General features: G+C 35.0%; 13 protein-coding genes. 10 read left to right on the top strand and 3 right to left on the bottom strand.

Going from position 1 to position 20,408, the window contains the following annotated elements:
* Positions 1-57: 57 nt before the first annotated feature.
* From QLQ96_RS06855 to QLQ96_RS06845, 3 genes are read right to left on the bottom strand one after another with little or no spacing between them, the layout of a single operon-like run.
* On the bottom strand, positions 58-873 hold the full coding sequence (locus QLQ96_RS06855) for a SusE domain-containing protein (RefSeq protein WP_482495778.1): 816 nt from the start codon (positions 871-873) through the stop codon (positions 58-60).
* A 25-nt stretch (positions 874-898) separates the two neighbouring features.
* Positions 899-2,524: a RagB/SusD family nutrient uptake outer membrane protein gene (locus QLQ96_RS06850; RefSeq protein ID WP_482495776.1), complete on the bottom strand. Its 1,626-nt coding sequence runs from the start codon at positions 2,522-2,524 to the stop codon at positions 899-901.
* 36 nt (positions 2,525-2,560) lie between these two features.
* Positions 2,561-5,542, bottom strand: coding sequence for a SusC/RagA family TonB-linked outer membrane protein (locus tag QLQ96_RS06845; RefSeq protein WP_482495774.1), 2,982 nt, complete (start codon positions 5,540-5,542; stop codon positions 2,561-2,563).
* Positions 5,543-5,778: 236 nt separating this feature from the next.
* On the opposite strand from QLQ96_RS06845, the gene QLQ96_RS06840 reads away from it, so the two are divergent.
* The 10 genes from QLQ96_RS06840 to QLQ96_RS06795 all read left to right on the top strand — a co-directional run bounded on the left by QLQ96_RS06840 (position 5,779) and on the right by QLQ96_RS06795 (position 20,407).
* Positions 5,779-6,810, top strand: coding sequence for a LacI family DNA-binding transcriptional regulator (locus tag QLQ96_RS06840; protein ID WP_482495773.1), 1,032 nt, complete (start codon positions 5,779-5,781; stop codon positions 6,808-6,810).
* 175 nt (positions 6,811-6,985) lie between these two features.
* A complete protein-coding gene (locus QLQ96_RS06835) occupies positions 6,986-8,341 on the top strand; it encodes an MFS transporter (RefSeq protein WP_482495771.1) in 1,356 nt (451 codons plus the stop codon).
* A gap of 19 nt (positions 8,342-8,360) precedes the next feature.
* Positions 8,361-9,017: a beta-phosphoglucomutase gene (pgmB, locus tag QLQ96_RS06830; protein WP_482495770.1), complete on the top strand. Its 657-nt coding sequence runs from the start codon at positions 8,361-8,363 to the stop codon at positions 9,015-9,017.
* A gap of 180 nt (positions 9,018-9,197) precedes the next feature.
* On the top strand, positions 9,198-11,501 hold the full coding sequence (locus tag QLQ96_RS06825) for a glycoside hydrolase family 65 protein (protein ID WP_482495768.1): 2,304 nt from the start codon (positions 9,198-9,200) through the stop codon (positions 11,499-11,501).
* Between the two features lie 26 nt (positions 11,502-11,527).
* Complete coding sequence (locus QLQ96_RS06820) at positions 11,528-13,642, top strand: glycoside hydrolase family 97 protein (protein WP_482495766.1); 2,115 nt, start codon at positions 11,528-11,530, stop codon at positions 13,640-13,642.
* A gap of 111 nt (positions 13,643-13,753) precedes the next feature.
* Entirely contained in the window at positions 13,754-14,467 is a 714-nt protein-coding gene (locus QLQ96_RS06815; RefSeq protein WP_482495764.1) for a carboxylesterase family protein, read from the top strand.
* 30 nt (positions 14,468-14,497) lie between these two features.
* Entirely contained in the window at positions 14,498-16,360 is a 1,863-nt protein-coding gene (locus QLQ96_RS06810) for a glycoside hydrolase family 13 protein (protein ID WP_482495762.1), read from the top strand.
* A 220-nt stretch (positions 16,361-16,580) separates the two neighbouring features.
* Positions 16,581-18,248, top strand: a complete 1,668-nt coding sequence (locus tag QLQ96_RS06805; protein ID WP_482495760.1) for an alpha-amylase family glycosyl hydrolase — start codon at positions 16,581-16,583, stop codon at positions 18,246-18,248.
* A gap of 195 nt (positions 18,249-18,443) precedes the next feature.
* Positions 18,444-19,121, top strand: a complete 678-nt coding sequence (locus QLQ96_RS06800; protein WP_482495758.1) for a glycerophosphodiester phosphodiesterase — start codon at positions 18,444-18,446, stop codon at positions 19,119-19,121.
* 77 nt (positions 19,122-19,198) lie between these two features.
* A complete protein-coding gene (locus tag QLQ96_RS06795) occupies positions 19,199-20,407 on the top strand; it encodes a BaiN/RdsA family NAD(P)/FAD-dependent oxidoreductase (RefSeq protein ID WP_482495757.1) in 1,209 nt (402 codons plus the stop codon).
* Position 20,408 lies beyond the last annotated feature (1 nt).

The raw sequence follows: 20,408 nt of genomic DNA, 5'->3' as shown, positions 1-20,408 counted from the left end.
TTTGATTAAAAAAAGGCTGTCTTACGACAGCCCTTCTCTATTTATATGTACAAAAAATTAATCTAAAGTGATTTTTTTCGCTCCATTATCTATTGTTAAAACTCTTGATCCAGTTGGTCCAGTATATTGAAAGTTATTATCACCATCACCTGCATTTACCAACTCGTCATCTATAGTATAACCTAATCCTGTATAGTAAGTATAGTTATGACTTGCATCCCAGTTACCATTGCTTGTGAAATTATTCTCTAAGAATTCTCTAAATGCTTCTCCGTTTTTAAGAACTATAGTTACTTGGTATACATCTGTTTTACCAACAACTAATGGAAATTCAGTTTCTGCATCGCCATCCCAAGACCATCCTCCAGGAGTAGCAGCACCAACTAACCAGTGTGAAGTTGCTAATGGTGTATGATAAGGAGTCGCTTTAAAAGTATAGAAATTAGAATATTGTGCCTCAGCTCCTGTACCTACAGTAGCTTTAATACGAATATCAACACTGTTCTCTTCTTTCTCAATAAAACCTCCGTTAACTAAAGCTGAATTTAATTCTGCAACAGTTAAAGCTCTATAACGTTCTGTTGTTGTCGTAACTGCAACAGGTGCTGCAAATTTTGTTCCTGCTTTTGCAATCTCAATAGTATAATTTACAACAGTTGCTGTACCATCGTATTTTGCATAATCCCAAATTACTGTTGTTGCAATCTCTTTTTCATTTTCTTTTGAAAGGACAATATTAAAATCATTTTGAGGGCTTAGCAAAACCGGTGCAGATTCTGGTGTAATTACTGGTCTGTCTTCTACATCATCAGCATTACATGACACTGCTAATACACCAATGAATGCGATTAAAATTTTATATATATTTTTCATTTTATTTACTTTTTATAAGGGTTAGTTAGTATCCTGGATTTTGTTTTAAAGTTGGGTTCGCTTGAATCGTTTTTGCTGGAATTGGCATTAAATCTCTGTAAGAATCCGTACCGCTTCCGTTTTTAACGCCACCTTTCCATTGCCAGATTTTAGATCCTCCAGTAAATTTTCCAAAACGAATTAAATCAGTTCTTCTGTGGCATTCCCAAAACAATTCTCTTGCTCTCTCGTCAAGAAGAAAGTCGAGAGTTAAATCAGAAGTTGTAATAACACCAGCACCAGCTCTCACTCTAATTTTGTTCACATATTCTAAAGCCGTTGCGATGTTACCAGCTGTAGCCCCTCTTAGAGTAGCCTCAGCATACATCAAGTACACATCTGACAATCTAAACATCGGAAAATCAGTATCAGGAATATCATTTCTTTGAGCAGCTGAACCATCAGAATTTATATTGGTGAATTTTGTAACTGCATACCCATTTGTAAACACTCCATAATCAGCGATATCTAAAGTTTGTCCTGTGGTATAAAATGTTCCTCTTTTATCAGAAGTTGCTGTTGCATCAGGAAACAATTGAACAAATTCTGGTCTTGTTCTAATTCCTGACCAACCTCCGTTCATACCTTGATCAGCAGCGACCATACTTCCTCCGATAGAAGCATGAAGAATAAAACTCATACCTCCTCCTGTCGCTCTAATAGCGTTACCGTCTCCAATAATTGGGAAGATAAACTCTTTTTGAGCTCCATTTCTATCATTATTAGCAGAGAACAGGTAACGATAAGGCACATCTGCAAAAGTATAGGTAGAACCTACAATTTCGTTACATATTGTAGCTACTTCATTATATCTTTCAGTTCCGACATACACTTTAGAATTTAAATAAATTTGTGCTAATAAAAATTTAGCTGCAATTTTATCAACTCTTCCATATTCATTAGCACCAGAAGGAGCTAAAGTCGCATCGATGTCTTTTAATTCTGATTCCACAAAAGCAAAAACTTCAGCTCTTGTTTTTTGTTCTGGATAAAAGAAACCAACTGGATCTTTCTCTGTAGTAATTGGCACATTACCAAACAAATCCATTAAGTTAACATACGAAAATGCTCTAAGGAAACGAACTTCTGCTCTAAATCTTACGATTTCAGCTTTTGTAGCCGCATCAACATTACGCTCAGTTAGCTTTTCATCTGTTGTTTGTCTCAAAAACTCATTAGCAACGCTAATTTCATAAAATGCTCTTGAAAAAATCCCGTATAAAAACTGATTACTAGGACTCCATTTTTGTCCATTTATTGCAGGCAAACCATCATCAGACCAAGCAACAATAGCTTCGTCAGTAGGAAACTCCTGAGTAACAAAAAGCAATCGCAAATAACTACTGAAATCACCACCCAATCCAGCGATATCTGGACTTTTAGAAGGAACAGCAGCATCACCATCACCATCATTACCTCCTACATACAAACCAGCATATAATTTTGCCAATACTTGTTTGTAAGATTCTGGATCTTTAAAAAAATCATCAGAAAGAAACTCATCATCATCTGTTGGCTTCACATCTAAGTCACTCGTACATGAAGTAAGTGTCATATTCAATCCTAAAATGAATAGGAGAAAATAAGATATATATTTAAATGATATTTTCATTTTATTTATTTTTAAAATTTAATTTTCAATGTACTATTAGAAATTTGCATTTACTCCAACTAGAAATGTTCTAGCTCTTGGATAAACGTTATTATCTATTCCGTTGAATTTTTCAGGATCTAGTCCGTTGTATTTTGTCAGAACAAAAACATTTTGTACTCCAGCTGTAAATCTCAAAGAAGCTGCTTTAAGTAATGTTTTATTAAAAGTATACCCTAACACAATATTATCTAGCTTGATAAAAGAAGCATCTTTTACAAAATAATTTGAGTAGTTACGCTGCGTTCCATTGGAGTTACTTTCAGTAGTAAAACCAGTGTTGTAATAATCTGTGCTAATGTTAGCTAAGTCAGACTGCCTTCTTAAACCAGCCTCTAAATATCCTTTATCAGAGCTTACGTTATCAAAAATATAGTTTCCTAAACTAGCTCTCCAGTTCATTGTAAAATCGAACTGCTTGTAATTTAAAGTAGAGAATAATCCGAACGTATAATCTGCTGTTGGCTTATGAAATTTGTAACGATCTGCATCTGTAATAGCTCCATCACCATTTCTATCTGCATAAGCACCTTGAATTGGTCGTTTGTTTGCATCATATAATTGTTCAAATACAAAGAATGAATTTGGCGCATATCCTTCAGAATGTATTAACACCTGATTTCCAGTTCCTCCTGCAATATTATCTCCTGTTAAATATCCTTGAAATCCTGAAACAGTATTCCCTAAATCAGAGATTTTTTGATCAATATAAGTGGCATTAACTGCAACATTCCATGTTAATTTATCATTTTTAACAATGTCAGACTGAAGACTGAATTCCATCCCTTTTGTTCTTACGCTACCAATATTACTATAACCTTGATTTCTAATATTTGCGCCATCTGGAACAGGGATATTTGCTAATAAATCACTCGATTTTTTATCAAAATAATTAACTGAACCTGTTATTCTTTCATTTAGGAATCCAAAATCTACACCAACGTTCATCTCAGCTAAATCTTCCCACTTAATATCTTCATTATATCCTTCAGGTCTTGCCGTTTTGTAGATAACACCGTTAAAAACATATTGCGTATTAATTGTTCCTAAAGTTACACGTCTTAAATAATCGTATGCCGGTGGAATATCTTGCTGTCCAGTAGTTCCGTATCCAACTCTTAATTTTAAGCTAGATAAAGTTTCATTACCTTTTAAGAAAGCTTCTTCTGCTAAATTCCATGCAAAAGCACCTCCAGCAAAATTACCCCATCTATTTTCTTTAGAGAAACGTGAAGTTCCGTCTCTTCTGTAATTTACAGTCAATAAATATCTACTGTCGTATCCTAAATTAACACGTCCGAAATACGATTGCAAATTAACATCTGGATCTGTAGTAACATCAGCAGGTGGGTTTGGCTGTTTGATATCTCCTGAATTAAACCCTTCTCTCTGGAATAACTGATAGTTATAACCAGCTGTTGCGTCAATTTTAAACTTACCAATATCTTTAGTATAATTAAAGTAAGTATTTAAGTTTTTGTTCTGACGATTGTCTGTATAATGTGTATATCCACCTAAATTAGTCCAGTTACCTTTGTCAAATGTAGTAGGCTGATATCCTAAAATACTTTCAGTGCTTATTGCATTATAACCATCACTATCAAATTTGTCGATTCCCGCCTCAGCAACGATTCTCAAATCTTCGAAGAAATGAAACTTATAATCTAATCTAATGTTACCCCATTTTCTTGTAGAAGTTGCTCTTCTATCTTCTTGATTTAATCTTGCTACAGGGTTTCTTGCTGGTAGCAATGGTACGTTTCCATTTGGCTCCAACCATTCAAAATATCCTCCATATCGAGAACCTGCTTGATAAACTGGCTGTGTTGGATCAAATATAATAGCACTACTAATTGCTGCTCCTTCATCTTGAAATTGATTTTTTCCAAAAGCCAAGTTTCCTGTAATATCAATTTTTAAATGATTATCAAATAAAACTGGATTCAACGATAACGATGTAGTAGTTCTCTCAAAAGAAGTGTTTCTTAAAATTCCAGGATTATCAACGTTTCCAACAGATAAACGTACTGGAAGTTTATTAAATAATGATCCGCTTACAGAAATATTATTATTTGTCGTTAAAGCAGTATGGAAAATTTCGTCCTGCCAATTAGTGTTCGCTGTACCTAATAAAGCTTTCTGTTCAGCTGTACCTTTTTCGTTTACAAGAGCGCGATATTGATCTGCACTTAAAACGTCTACTGTATTTGCAACAGTATTAATACCAACTTGAGAACTAAAGTTTACTTTTACTCCGCCTTTTGTTCCTTTTTTAGTAGTAATTACAATTACACCATTTGCAGCACGAGAACCGTAAATTGCCGCCGCAGATGCATCTTTTAAAACAGTAAATGATTCAATATCACTAGGGTCAATTGTAGACAAAACACTTGTAGAACCATTTGGAACTGCATTACTCATAGGAAGCCCATCAATAACAATTAACGGCTCATTAGAAGCGCTTAAAGAAGATCCTCCACGAATTCTAATATCTGCTTTTGCTCCTGGAGCTCCGCCTCCAACTACATTAACACCGGCAATACGCCCGCTGATTAATGTTTCTGGAGTAACGTTAATACCTTTATTAAAATCTTTCGCTGCGATTTGAGAAACAGATCCCGTTGCATCTTTTTTCTTCACAGTACCATAACCAACTTGCACCACAACTTCTTTAAGTTGATTAGTATCTTCTTCTAAAGAAATGTTAAGTGTCTTTTGACCAGTATACTCAATTGTTTCTGTTTTATATCCAATAAAAGAAACAACAATTTTGTTACCGTTTTTAACATTTGACAGCTGGTAATTTCCATCAAATCCTGTTGATGCACCATTTGGAGCACCTTGTACATTTACATTTACTCCAGGTATTGGCTGACCTGTTGTTTTGTCAACAACAGTCCCTTTTAAAGTGCTCTGAGCCAACACTGTAAAAGGCAACAATAGGAATAAAAATAACAACTTTTTGTAAATTGTTTTCATACTTTTTGTTTAAATTAGTTTTGAGTTTTTGAACGTTAGTTGAGTTTTTAATTTTACTTCGAATTTCAAAATTATGAATTTATTAACATGCTCGACGATAGGCAAATTATAATGCGTTACGAAAACGTGGTAGTGTTGAAAACTTTCTATATTTTGTAATCTTTTCAGTCAAAAATTATCAATTCTAAAAATATTAGATACCTTTATTAATAATTAGATTTTTTTCAAATAAAAGCATGAAACGAAAAATAACCCTAAAACAGATTGCAAAGGAACTTGACGTATCAATATCAACTGTCTCAAAATCACTCAGAAATAGTCTTGAAATTGGTGAAGAAACCCGATTAAAAGTTCAGGCTTTTGCCAAGTTTTACAACTATAAACCCAACAATATTGCCCTTAGTCTAAAAAACCGAAAAACCAAAAGTATTGGTATTATCATTCCGGAAATTGTACATTATTTTTTCTCGACTGTAATCAACGGAATTGAGCAGTTTGCGAACGAACACGGCTATAGTGTTGTCATTTGTTTATCTGATGATTCTTTCGATAAAGAGGTTTTGAATATGGAGATGCTAGCCAACGGAAGTATCGACGGATTTATCATGTCACTTTCTAAGGAAACCCAGTACAAAGGTGATTTTCACCACATTACAGAAGTCATCAATCAGGGAATGCCGGTTGTAATGTTCGACCGCGTTACGAACGATATTTTGTGCGATAAAGTTATAATTGATGATAAAGCTGCTGCTTACGAAGCCGTTCAGAGTTTGATTGATAACGGAAGAACAAAAATCGCTTTAGTAACCACTGTAGATTATGTAAGTGTCGGGAAATTGAGAACTGACGGTTACGAAAAAGCACTTTTAGACAACGGAATTCCTTTCAACGAAGATTTAATTATCAAAATTGAAGATGTCGATACCTGCGAAATTACCATTTCTGAGCTTTTACATGCGAGAGCTTTCGACGCCGTTTTTGCTGTAAATGAACTTTTTGCAGTAACAATTATCAAAACGGCTTCAAAAATGGGACTAAAAGTTCCTGAAGATTTAGCTGTAATTGCTTTTACTGACGGAATTATCTCAAAATATTCCACTCCAAGCATTACAACGGTAAGTCAAAGCGGTGAAAAAATGGGAAATAAAGCAGCCAAAATGCTGATTGAAAGATTAGAAGCTGAACACGACGATGACGAAGAAGAAAACGAAAATTACACAACAGAAGTCATAGAAACCCACTTAATAAAAAGAGAATCTACTGACTAAAATTCTTAAAATCAAACCTTTCTGAAGCCATAATTAATTTTTATGGCTTTTTTATTAGCAGATATAAAAAAATAATTAATACTTTTACACCCATCAAGGCTTTTACTTTTACTTCGAAAAAACAGTAAGTTTTGATAAGCAAAGCGCTTATCGTATAATTTTTCAAATTACGATAATGGAAAAGCGTAAATTAAGTTTCTGGGAAATTTGGAACATGAGTTTCGGTTTCTTGGGGATACAAATGGGGTTTGCACTTCAAAATGCAAATGCCAGCAGAATTCTTCAAATTTTTGGTGCCGATGTACATGAACTTTCGTGGTTCTGGATTATTGCTCCCCTTATGGGATTAATAGTACAGCCTATTATTGGTCATTACAGCGATAAAACCTGGGGAAAATTCGGAAGAAGAAAACCTTTCTTTTTAGTCGGTGCAATTTTAGCTTCGGTGGGATTAATTTTAATGCCGCAGGCTAATATTTTCATTTCTATTTTACCTGCCTTATGGGTTGGAGCCGGAATGTTAATGATTATGGATGCTTCTTTCAACATTGCCATGGAGCCGTTTCGCGCGCTTGTTGGTGATAATTTAAGAACAGATCAGCGTACTGCTGGTTTCAGTATTCAAACTTCATTAATTGGTTTTGGTGCCGTAATTGGTTCGGCTTTGCCTTATGTTTTAACAAAATGGTTTCACGTCCCAAACAGCACTGTTCCTGGAAGTGTTCCTTTAAATTTAACGCTGTCATTTATCATTGGCGCGGCAGTTTTAATTGGTTCTATCTTAGTAACCTTGTTCACAACCAAAGAATACACGCCGGAAGAATTGGCAAAATTTGAAGATCCGCAAAATGAAGTGATTTCTGATTCTGAGGAAAAATCAAAAATCACAGACATCTTTACTGATTTTGCAAAAATGCCAACCACAATGCGTCAGCTTAGCTGGGTGCAATTTTTTTCTTGGTTTGGATTATTCGGAATGTGGGTTTTTACAACTCCGGCCATCGCACATCACATTTACAAATTACCGCTTAGCGATACTTCAAGTCAGCAATATCAAGATGCTGGTGACTGGGTCGGAATTCTTTTTGGAGTTTACAATTTAGTTTCAGCTATCATTGCTTTATTTTTCTTGCCCTATATCGCTAAAAAAATCGGAAGAAAATCAACACATTCTCTCTCTTTAGTCATTGGAGGAATCGGATTAATCTCGATTTATTTCATGCCAAATGAAGACTGGGTTGTATTGCCTATGATTTTAATTGGAGTTGCTTGGGCAAGTATTTTGGCTATGCCGTATGCAATTCTTGCCGGTTCTATTACGCCTAAAAAAATGGGTGTTTACATGGGAATTTTCAACTTCTTTGTTGTTATTCCGCAAATTGTAAACGCATTAATTGGCGGTCCAATTGTAAAATACCTTTACAATGGTGATGCGATTTACGCTCTGGTTACCAGCGGTGTAAGTTTCTTAATTGCCGCTGCATTAGTTTACAAAGTAAAAGATGTAGACGACTTTACTCAAAAATCATAAATCAGAATTCCCTCCTATAATGAACAAGAAAGCATTTATATTCGACCTGGACGGCGTGATCGTTGATACCGCTAAATACCACTTTTTGGCCTGGCAAAAAATCGCTCAGTCATTAAATATAAACTTTACACACGAAGACAACGAACTTTTAAAAGGCGTTAGCCGCGTTCGTTCTTTAGACATCATACTTGGATTAGGCAATGTTGAGGCTTCTCAGGAAGACAAAGACAAATGGCTAATTCAAAAAAACGAAGATTATTTATCTTATTTGGTTGATATGGATGAAAGTGAGATTCTTCCAGGAGTTTTTAAAATTCTACAACTTTTAAAAGATTTAAATCAGGGAATTGCATTGGGCTCTGCCAGTAAAAATGCAAGACCAATTTTAGAAAAAACAGGAATTCTGTCTTACTTCGATGTTATTGTTGACGGAAACGACGTTACCAATGCAAAACCAGATCCTGAAGTTTTCTTAAAAGCGGCTCAATTATTAAACATTGATCCAAAAAATTCAATTGTATTTGAAGATTCTGTTGCCGGAATTCAGGCAGCAAATATTGCAGAAATGGTAAGTGTTGGAATTGGTGAGGAAACAATTTTACATGAAGCTGATCATATTTTTAAAGATTTTACCCAAATCGCACCAGGCTTTATTAACGACTTAATTAGTCAATGAGAAAATTTGATAATTAGATAATTTTCAAAAAATGAGAATAATTTAATTATCACTCAACAAATTGTGTCACTAAAAAAAAATGTAAAACACCAAGCAATTCAAAAGCAAAAAAATAATATCTAAAAGATAATTATCAAATTATCTAATTGCCCTAATTGCCACATTATCTAATTAAAAGAAATGAATCAAGATTATATAAAACCAGACAATTGGTCCATCATAGAAGAAGGATTTGATGCAGAGAGAGTAAAATCGTCTGAAAGTCTTTTCAGCATCGGGAACGGTGCTATGGGACAACGTGCCAATTTTGAAGAAACGTATTCGGGCGAAACTTTTCAGGGAAGTTACATCGCCGGAATTTATTATCCGGACAAAACAAAAGTGGGTTGGTGGAAAAACGGTTATCCAAAATATTTCGCCAAAGTTTTGAATGCTCCAAACTGGATTGGAATTGACATTGAAATCAACGAAGAAAACCTTGATTTACACAATTGTACCGAAGTTAGAAATTTCCGCAGAGAATTGAATATGAAAGAAGGTTGGTACAATCGTTCTTTCGAAGCAATTCTTAAAAACGGAACCGAAATCGCAGTAAATGTTCGTCGTTTTCTTTCTTTAGATTTGGATGAAACCGGAATCATCAAATACGATATTACGCCTTTAAACAAAGATGCTAAAATCGTTTACAAACCTTATATTGATGCCGGTGTAACCAATGAAGATGCCAACTGGGAAGAAAAATTCTGGGAACCTCTAGAAGTTAAAAAAGGAACAAACGAAGCTTTTGTAACGGCTCAGACTTTCAAAACGCATTTTAAAGTTACGACTTTCATGCACAATACGATTTTGGCAAATGGGGAAAATGCAAATATTTCTCCGTCAACAATCGACTCGACTACAGAGAGAGTTCAATATACGTACGGAACTATTATCGCGAAAGGACAAACCTCATCTATTCAAAAAATTGGAGGATATACGGTTTCTTTAAATCACGAAAATACTTTGGCTGCAGCCGAAAAAGTAATCAAATCTGCTGTTGGTTTAGGATATGAAAGTTTGTTCCAAAATCAAGTAAATGCCTGGGCAAAAATCTGGGAAATGTCAGATATTACAATTGATGGAGATGTTAAAGCACAACAAGGAATTCGTTTCAACATCTTCCAATTGAACCAAACCTATTCAGGAAAAGACAGCCGATTAAATATCGGTCCAAAAGGATTTACCGGAGAAAAATACGGCGGTTCAACATATTGGGACACTGAAGCGTATTGTATTCCGTTTTACATGGCGACGAAAGATCAGCAGGTTGCAAGAAATTTATTGACATATCGTTTCAATCAATTGGACAAAGCGATTGAAAACGCGAAAGATAATTTAGGTTTCAAAAACGGAGCAGCTTTATATCCAATGGTAACCATGAATGGTGAAGAATGTCACAACGAATGGGAAATCACACACGAAGAAATTCACAGAAACGGAGCAATTGCTTTTGCGATTTACAATTATTACCGTTACACGGGAGATTACTCTTATATTCCCGAAAAAGGTTTAGAAGTTTTAATCGGAATTGCGCGTTTTTGGCATCAAAGGGCTTCTTTTTCAAAAGAAAAAAATCAATACGTGATTTTGGGAGTTACAGGTCCAAACGAATACGAAAACAACATTAACAATAATTTCTACACGAATTATATTGCGAAATGGTGTATCGATTTTGCTTCGGAACAAATTACTAAAGTGGCGCTAGAATATCCTGCAGATCACAAACGCGTTTTAGAAAAAGTTACGCTTTCCGCGGATGAAATTCAGGATTGGAAAAAAGTTGCCGATAATATGTATTTTCCAACTTCAAAAGAACTTGGAATTTATTTACAACAAGACGGTTTCTTAGACAAAGATTTAGTTCCTGTAAAAGATTTAGATAAATCACAGCGTCCAATCAACCAAAAATGGTCTTGGGATCGCGTTTTACGTTCACCTTATATTAAACAAGCGGACGTTTTACAGTGTTTTTATTTCTTTGAAGATCATTTTTCGAGAGAAGAATTAGAACGTAATTTCGATTTTTATGAATCATTTACCGTTCACGAAAGTTCACTTTCGCCTTGCGTACATTCTATTCAGGCTGCTCTTTTAGATAAAATGGATATGGCTTATACTTTCTATTTAAGAACTTCTCGTCTGGATTTGGATGATTATAATAAAGAAGTGGAAGAAGGTTGTCACATCACATCAATGGCGGGAACTTGGATGAGTATCGTGGAAGGTTTTGGCGGAATGCGTGTGAAAAATGACCAGCTTCATTTCTCTCCAAAAATTCCAAAAGAATGGGAAGCCTATTCGTTTAAAATTAATTTCAGACATCAAATTCTAACTGTATCTGTAAGTCAAAATGAAACCACTTTTACTGTAGATGGTGATCAGGATTTAACGATTGTGGTAAACGGAAAAACGATAACTGCCAATAAATTAGAGCAAATTAATTAAATCAAAATACACTAAAACTCAAAAACATGAAAAACTTATTTTTCGCAAGTTTAGTTTTGTTTGCGGTTAGCACCATTGCAAAAGCGCAACAATTAAAGTCACCCGAAGGAAAGTTCGTAATGGAATTTTCGCTTCAAAGCGATGGAACTCCAACTTATAATTTAAAATATAAAAACAAAGAAGTTGTAAAAACCAGTAAATTAGGTCTTGAATTAAAAGATGACAAAAAATCTTTATTGAATGACTTTACTGTTGTTGACACAAAAACTTCAACTTTTGATGAAACTTGGAAACCAGTTTGGGGAGAAGTTGATCAAATCAGAAATCATTATAACGAATTGGCAGTTACTTTAAACCAAAAAGGAACTGACAGACAAATCGTAATTCGTTTTCGTTTATTCGAAGACGGACTTGGATTTAGATATGAATTTCCAACCCAAAAAAACCTTACTTATTTTGTAATCAAAGAAGAAAGATCTCAATTTGCAATGACTGGTGATCACACTGCTTTCTGGATCCCTGGAGATTATGATACTCAGGAATACGATTATACAAAATCGAAATTATCTGAAATTAGAGGTTTATCTCAAAAAGCGTATACGGCAAACGTTTCTCAAAAGAATTTTTCTCCAACAGGAGTTCAAACTTCTTTGATGCTAAAAACAGCTGATGGAATCTACATCAACTTGCACGAAGCAGCTTTGATTGATTATTCTTGTATGCACTTGAATTTAGATGACAAAAACTTAGTTTTCGAATCTTGGTTAACGCCAGATGCAAAAGGCGATAAAGGCTATATTCAGGCGCCGGGTCATTCGCCTTGGAGAACAATTATGGTTAGCGATGACGCTAGAGAAATCTTGGCTTCAAAAATGACTTACAACTTAAACGATCCTTCAAAAATTGACGATACATCTTGGATTAAACCAGTAAAATATGTTGGTGTTTGGTGGGAAATGATTACAGGAAAAAGCTCTTGGTCATATACTAACGATTATCCAACAGTTCAATTGGGTGTTACAGATTTCGCGAAAGCAAAACCAAACGGAACGCACGGAGCAAACAATGCTAACGTAAAAAAATACATTGATTTCGCTGCTGCAAATGGTTTCGATGCTGTTTTAGTTGAAGGATGGAACGAAGGCTGGGAAGACTGGTTTGGACATTCTAAAGATTATGTATTCGATTTCTTGACTCCTTACCCAGATTTTGATGTAAAAGGTCTTCATGAATATGCAAAATCTAAAGGTGTAAAAATCATCATGCACCACGAAACTTCTGGTTCTACACGCAACTACGAGCGCCACATGGATGCAGCTTACAAATTCATGAAAGACAACGGATACGATGCTGTAAAAAGCGGTTACGTTGGTGATATTTTGCCTCGTGGCGAAAATCATTACGATCAATGGATTGTAAATCACTACCAATATGCAATCGAAAAAGCGGCTGATTACAAAATTATGGTGAACGCTCACGAAGCAGTTCGCCCAACAGGAATTGCGAGAACGTATCCTAACTTAATTGGAAACGAAGCGGCAAGAGGAACAGAATACCAAGCTTTTGGTGGTTCTAAACCAAATCACGTAACTGTTTTACCTTTCACAAGATTAATCGGTGGTCCAATGGATTACACGCCTGGAATCTTCGAAATGGATATCAGCAAAATGAATCCTGAGAACAAATCGCATGTAAACAGTACAATTGCTAACCAATTGGCTTTATATGTTACTATGTACAGTCCATTACAAATGGCTGCTGATACTCCAGAAAACTATAACCGTTTTCCGGATGCATTCCAATTCATTAAAGATGTGGCTGTAGATTGGTCTGAAAGTAAATATATCGAGGCTGAGCCTGGAGATTTTATCACTGTTGCCCGTAAAGCAAAAGGAACAAACAACTGGTTCGTTGGAAACGTAAACGGAGAAACTTCTCGTACTTCAAACATCGATTTTAGTTTCCTTGAAAAAGGTAAAAAATATACAGCAACAATTTATGCTGATGCAAAAGATGCGCATTACAAAACAAATCCGCAAGCTTATACAATCAATAAAATTGCTGTAACAAACAAATCAAAATTATCTCAGTTATCTGCTCCTGGAGGAGGTTATGCGATCAGCATTATTGAAACGAAATAATTTTTAAAAGACAAGTAATTTTCCCCCAAGATTACTTGTCTTTTTACTATCAGATCAAATTAAGAAGTTAAATTTGAGGTAACTATTTTCTTCATCTTTAGATAAATTAACATGAGTCTCAAATTTAATTTCTTCATTTTTCTTTTTGCCCTTTTGGGATTTAATGCCTATTCTCAAACCAAAACAAAAGCATCTTATGATTATCTTTTGTATTTGCCAAAAGATTATACAAAAGGAACCAAAAAATATCCGCTTGTAATTTATTTGCATGGCGGTTCACAAAAAGGAAACGATCTGAATAAACTGAAAATCTACGGCCTTCCCTATTTAGTAGAAAAAGGCCACGATTTCGATTTTATAATAGCTTCTCCGCAATGTCCAGATAATAAATACTGGTCGACTGAGAATTGGTTTGAATCGCTTTATACCGAATTAAATTCGAAATATAGAATCGATACAAACCGAGTTTACCTCACAGGAGTTAGCATGGGAGGTTATGGAACATTTATTACAGCTTTAGATTTTCCGGAGAAATTTGCTGCCATTATGCCGTTCTGTGGCGGAGTAAACGATAGCGATTTAGTCCGAATCTGTAATTTGAGTAAAATTCCTGTTTGGGCTTTTCACGGAACAGCCGATGATAAAATTCCATTTAGTGAAACCGAAAGAATTGAAAAATCTTTGGAATCATGTGAAACCAATAAAAATTTCAAGTTTACCCGTTTGGAAAATGAAGGTCATGAAATTCAATATTTATATGAAACAAAACCTGAAATCTACAAATGGATGCTCAAACAGAAGAAATCCAATAAAATCAAACCTTGATTTTATTACACATTCATAAAAATACAAACTATGAAAAACCAAAAAACATCACTTATCTATAAATTAGCCCTGTTGGTTTTGTTGTTTTCCGCTTCCGCGAAAGCACAAATCCAAAAAGTAGAACCGCCTTTCTGGTATGCAGGAATGAAAAATTCGGAACTACAGATTATGTTTTACGGGAAAAATATTTCGCAATACGAAGCCTCAGTTTCAAACAATGTTGCGATTAAAAATGTAGAAAAAACAGAAAATCCAAATTACCTTTTTGTAACCATTGATACAAAAGATGTAAAAGCTTCTGAATTGGTTTTCTCTTTCAAAAACAATAATAAAGTTGCCTTTAAACAAAAGTATACTCTTAAAGAAAGAAAAACGAATTCTGCCGAAAGAAAAAGCTACGATGCCTCTGATTTAATTTACTTAATCATGCCAGATCGTTTCGCTAACGGAAATCCGAAAAACGATAGCAACGCTTCTTTAACTGAAAAAGCAAACCGTCAAGATCCAAGCGGACGTCACGGTGGAGATATCGAAGGAATCATCAAAAACTTAGATTATATTTCTGCTCTTGGTGCAACTACAATCTGGAGCACGCCTCTATGCGAAGACAACGACAAACAGCATTCGTACCACACTTACGGACAATCTGATGTTTACAGAATTGATCCACGTTACGGAACGAATGAAGATTACGTTCGACTTTCTAATGAAATGCATAAAAAAGATATGAAATTGGTAATGGATTATGTTACCAATCACTGGGGAATTACACACTGGATGGTTAAAGATTTACCAACAAAATCATGGCTTAATCAATTTGAGAACTACACACAAACGCACCACAGACGTGAAGTAATTACAGATATTCACGCTTCAAAAATCGATCAGGAAGTTTGTGTTGATGGATGGTTTGTTCCTTCAATGCCAGATTTAAATTTAAGAAATCCGCTTGTTGCGAAATACTTGACTCAAAACGCGATTTGGTGGATTGAATATGCTAATCTTGATGGTTTCCGTGTAGACACTTATAATTATTCAGATAAAACTGCGATGGCGAATTGGGCAAAAGCGATTACAACTGAATATCCTAATTTTAATATTGTGGGGGAAATCTGGATGCACAATCAGGCGAATTTAGCTTTTTGGCAGAAAGACAGTAAAATTGGAGCAATTGAAAACTACAATTCGAATCTTCCAAGTGTAATGGATTTTACGCTTCAAAGTCAGATCACTTCTGCTTTCAACGAAGACGAACCAAGCTGGGACAACGGATTGATTAAATTCTACAACAATTTTGCAATGGATTTCTTGTATCCAAATACTAATAACATTTTAGTTTTTTCCGAAAATCACGATACAGATCGTATGAATGATAAGTTTAAATATGACTTACCAAAGTACAAATTAGCAATGACTTTATTGGCAACAGTTCGCGGAATTCCTCAAATTTATTACGGTTCAGAAATTGGAATGGGCGGTGATAAAGGTAAGGGTGGAGATGCCGATATTCGTCAGGATTTCCCAGGCGGATGGGCTGGCGACAAAAACAATGCTTTTACAAAAGAAGGAAGAACTCCAGAACAAGCTGCATTTTTTGATTTCAGTTCAAAATTATTCACTTGGAGAAAAACAAACGAAGCGGTTCATTTCGGAAAAATGACGCATTATATTCCTGAAAATAATACGTATGTATATTTCAGATATACTGATGTTAAAACGGTAATGGTAGTTTTCAATAACAATGCAAAAGAGCAAGTTGTAAAAACAAACCGTTTCAAAGAAAGCATCAAAAACTTTAAATCAGGAAAAGATGTTATCACAGGGAAAACATTCGATTTAACTTCTGAAATTACTTTAGAACCAAAATCAGCTTTGGTTTTAGAATTGGAATAAAGCTTAACCGCAAAGGATGCTATATTTTTTTGCCACAGATTAATTTGATTAACACTGATTTTTGTTCGCCACGAATTTCACGAATCTCCACGAATTATTTACTCCTATTTAAATTTGTGAAAATTCGTGAAATTCGTGGCAAAAGAAAAAAATCCTTTTAAATCCTTTAATCTGTGGCTATTTTTTGCAACATCATTCATGTCTAAAAAAATCCTAAATAATGAAAAAATACACTTTCCTTTTTTTATCTTTAGTAATCTTAATTACGGGTTGTTCTGGCTCAAAATCAGTTTCAATGAATAACGAAAATACTTCGAAAACACCTTTCGTCTGGGAAGGAGCAAATGTTTATTTTTTACTTGTCGATCGCTTTTACAACGGCGACAAATCAAACGATTTAAATTTCAACCGAACCAAAACTCCGGGGAAATTACGCGGATTTGAAGGCGGTGATATCATCGGAATTACTAAAAAAATCGACGATGGTTATTTTGACAAATTAGGAATAAATGTCATTTGGCTTACGCCGATTGTCGAGCAAATTCACGATGGTGTTGACGAAGGAACTGGATTGAGTTATGGTTTTCACGGTTATTGGGCAAAGGATTGGACGGCGCTTGATCCGAACTTCGGAACAAAAGAAGATTTAGCCAATTTAGTTAAAAAAGCACACGAAAAAGGAATTAGAATAGTTTTGGATGGCGTAATCAATCATACCGGTCCCGTAACTCCAGAAGATCCAGTTTGGCCTTCTGACTGGGTACGAACTGGCGTTGTCTGCGATTACAAATCTTTCGAAAATACTACAATGTGTACTTTGGTTGAAAATCTTCCAGATGTAAGAACTGAAAGCTCTCAAAATGTAGAACTCCCTCCCTTTTTAATTGAGAAATGGAAAAAAGAAGGCCGTTATGAAAAAGAAGTTGCTTCGTTAGATGAATTCTTCAAAAGAACAGGTTATCCAAGAAGTCCGAAATATTACATTATAAAATGGCTGACCGATTATATTCTAGAATTCGGAATTGATGGTTACCGCGCTGACACTGTAAAACATACCGAAGAAGGCGTTTGGGCCGATTTCAAAAAAGAATGTGATTACGCTTTTGGAACCTGGAAAAAACATCATCCAATGCAGGTTTTAGATCAGAATCCGTTTTACACCATTGCAGAAGTTTATGGCTACAGAATTAGCGGTGGTCAGGATTATGATTTTGGAGATAGAAAAGTTAATTATTTTGAAAATGGCTTCAATAGCATGATCAATTTTGAGTTTAAATGGAATGCTGCACAAAGCGATTATGAAACGTTATTCTCAAAATATTCCAATCATTTAAATAATGATTTAAAAGGTTATTCTGTTATGAATTATATGTCTTCTCACGACGACGGTCAGCCTTTTGATGGCACTCGTGTCAAAGGCTTTGAAGCAGGAACAAAACTATTGCTTTCGCCGGGAATGTCACAAGTTTATTATGGAGATGAATCAAATCGTTCTTTAGTAATTGAAGGAGCTCAAGGCGATGCCACTTTACGTTCGAACATGAATTGGGACGATATTCAAAACAATGAGGATACAAAATTCATGCTTTCACACTGGCAGAAATTAGGACAGTTTAGAAGAAATCATCCTGCGGTTGGTGCGGGAGTTCATACACAGTTAAGTAGCCAACCGTATTTATTTTCAAGAACATATTCTAAAGGATCATTTACAGATAAAGTCCTAATTGGTCTAGATTTACCTGAAGGCCGTAAGGAAATTTCTGTGCATTCTATTTTCGAAAACGGAACTAAATTACGTGATGCTTTTTCTAATCAGGAAATAGAAGTTGTTGATGGAAAAGTGATTATTGACAGCAAATTTGGAATTGTTTTACTCGAAGCAATCTAGAAGCTTAACCGCAAAGGTCGCAAGGAAAAAGTGCAAAGCCCGCTATATTTTTTTAGCCACAGATTAATCGGATTAAAAAGGATTTTTAAATCTGTGTTAATCCGTTTAATCTGTGGCGATATAATTTTTAGTAAATTCCTTGCGACCTTTGCGTAAAACTTTGCGACCTTTGCGGTTAGAAAAAAAACTCAGAAAATGCTAAAAATAGCTCATAGAGGTGCAAAAGCATATGAACCTGAAAACACGCTTCAAGCTTTTCAAAAAGCCTTAGATTTACATTCGGACGGAATCGAACTGGACGTTCACCTAAGCGCTGACGGACATATAATCGTAATGCACGACGAAACCATCGATAAAATGACTAACGGAAAAGGTGAAATCAATAGCTACACTTTAGCCGAATTAAAGTCATTTTTAATCGCAGACAAACTCCAAATGCCAACTCTAAACGAAGTCTTTGATTTAGTCAATAAAAAATGCTTCATCAATGTAGAATTAAAAAATGCCGATACTTCAAAAAATGTGGTTTCTTTAATTGAAGAATACATTAATAAAAAAGGCTGGAACTACAAACATTTCATCATTTCGAGTTTTGATTGGAATGCTTTAACAGCAGTTCAAAAACTAAATCCAAATATTCCGATTGGTGTTTTAACAGAAGAAAATATTGATACCGCTTTGGCTTTCGCCGAATCGATAAAAGCAAAAGCCATTCATCCTGATTTTAATTTATTGAATGAAGAAAATGTTCTGCAAATTCAAGAAAAAGGATTTTTGGTTTTTCCTTGGACAGTAAACTTAGAGGAAGATATTCAAAAAGTAAAAAGCTATAAAGTAAACGGAATTATCTCTGATAATCCAGACAAAATATAAAGTTTAAAAATAGCCACATATAAAAAAGTTTTTCTACCACAAATAGTGCCAATTCGTGAAATTCGTGGCAAAAAATTATGATTAAAAATTTCGACATAATAATCGTTGGCGGAGGTGCTGCAGGTTTTTTTACCGCAATTAATATTGCAGAGAAAAACCCAAAACTGAAAATTGCCATTTTAGAAAGAGGAAAAGAAGTACTTTCTAAAGTCCGCGTTTCTGGTGGCGGACGATGCAACGTGACACACGCTTGTTTTGAACCTAACGAATTAGTGAAATTTTATCCTCGTGGTGAAAAAGAACTTCGCGGACCGTTTCACCAATTCTGTTCAGGAGATACAATTGAATGGTTTGAAAAACACGGTGTCGAATTAAAAATCGAAGACGATGGAAGAATGTTTCCTGTTTCGAATTCGTCACAAACTATAATCGATTGTTTTCTAAAAGCAACCGAAAAATTAGGCATAAAAGTACTGACTGGTCAAAGCGTTCAGTCGATTTTCAAAAAAGAAAATCATTGGAAAATTGATACGCAATCGGACAACTTTGCTACAGAAAAATTAGTAATGGCAACAGGTAGCAACCCGAAAATCTGGGAAATGCTTCAGGAACACGGTCACGCCGTTGTTAGCCCTGTCCCTTCCCTATTTACTTTCAACATCAAAGATCCTCGAATTAAAGAATTACCAGGCGTTGCTGCACAAGTTACCGTAAATGTAAAAGACACTAAATTAGAATCGACAGGACCTTTATTAATTACGCATTGGGGAATGAGCGGACCTGCAATTTTGAAACTTTCAGCTTGGGGAGCACGCATTCTACACGATAAAAATTATCAGTTTACGATTTTTGTCAATTGGTTGAATGATGTTGATTTTGAAGATGCTGAAAAAACCTTAAAAGACTTAAAACAAGAACACGCGAAAAAAGCCGTTTCAAAGAAATCTCCGTTTGATTTTCCGAATCGTTTGTGGGAAAGTTTGGTTTTAGCTTCAGGAATTGATTCTGAAACGAAATGGGCAGATTTGTCTAAAAACCAACTGCAAAACCTAACTTCACAATTAACAAAATCCGAATTTAAAGTCAACGGAAAAAGTACTTTTAAAGAAGAATTTGTAACGGCTGGCGGAATCGATTTAAAAGAAGTCAACTTCAAGACAATGGAAAGCAAAATTCACGAAAACCTTTATTTTGCTGGAGAAATTGTCAATATCGATGCCATCACAGGAGGTTTTAATTTTCAAAATGCCTGGACAAGCGGATTTATTTTAGCTCAAAATATTTAAT

Source organism: Flavobacterium sp. B167r, assembly GCF_056824315.1.
The sequence above is the reverse complement of the archived record's forward strand: the minus strand, read 5'-3'. Positions and strand labels throughout refer to the sequence as shown.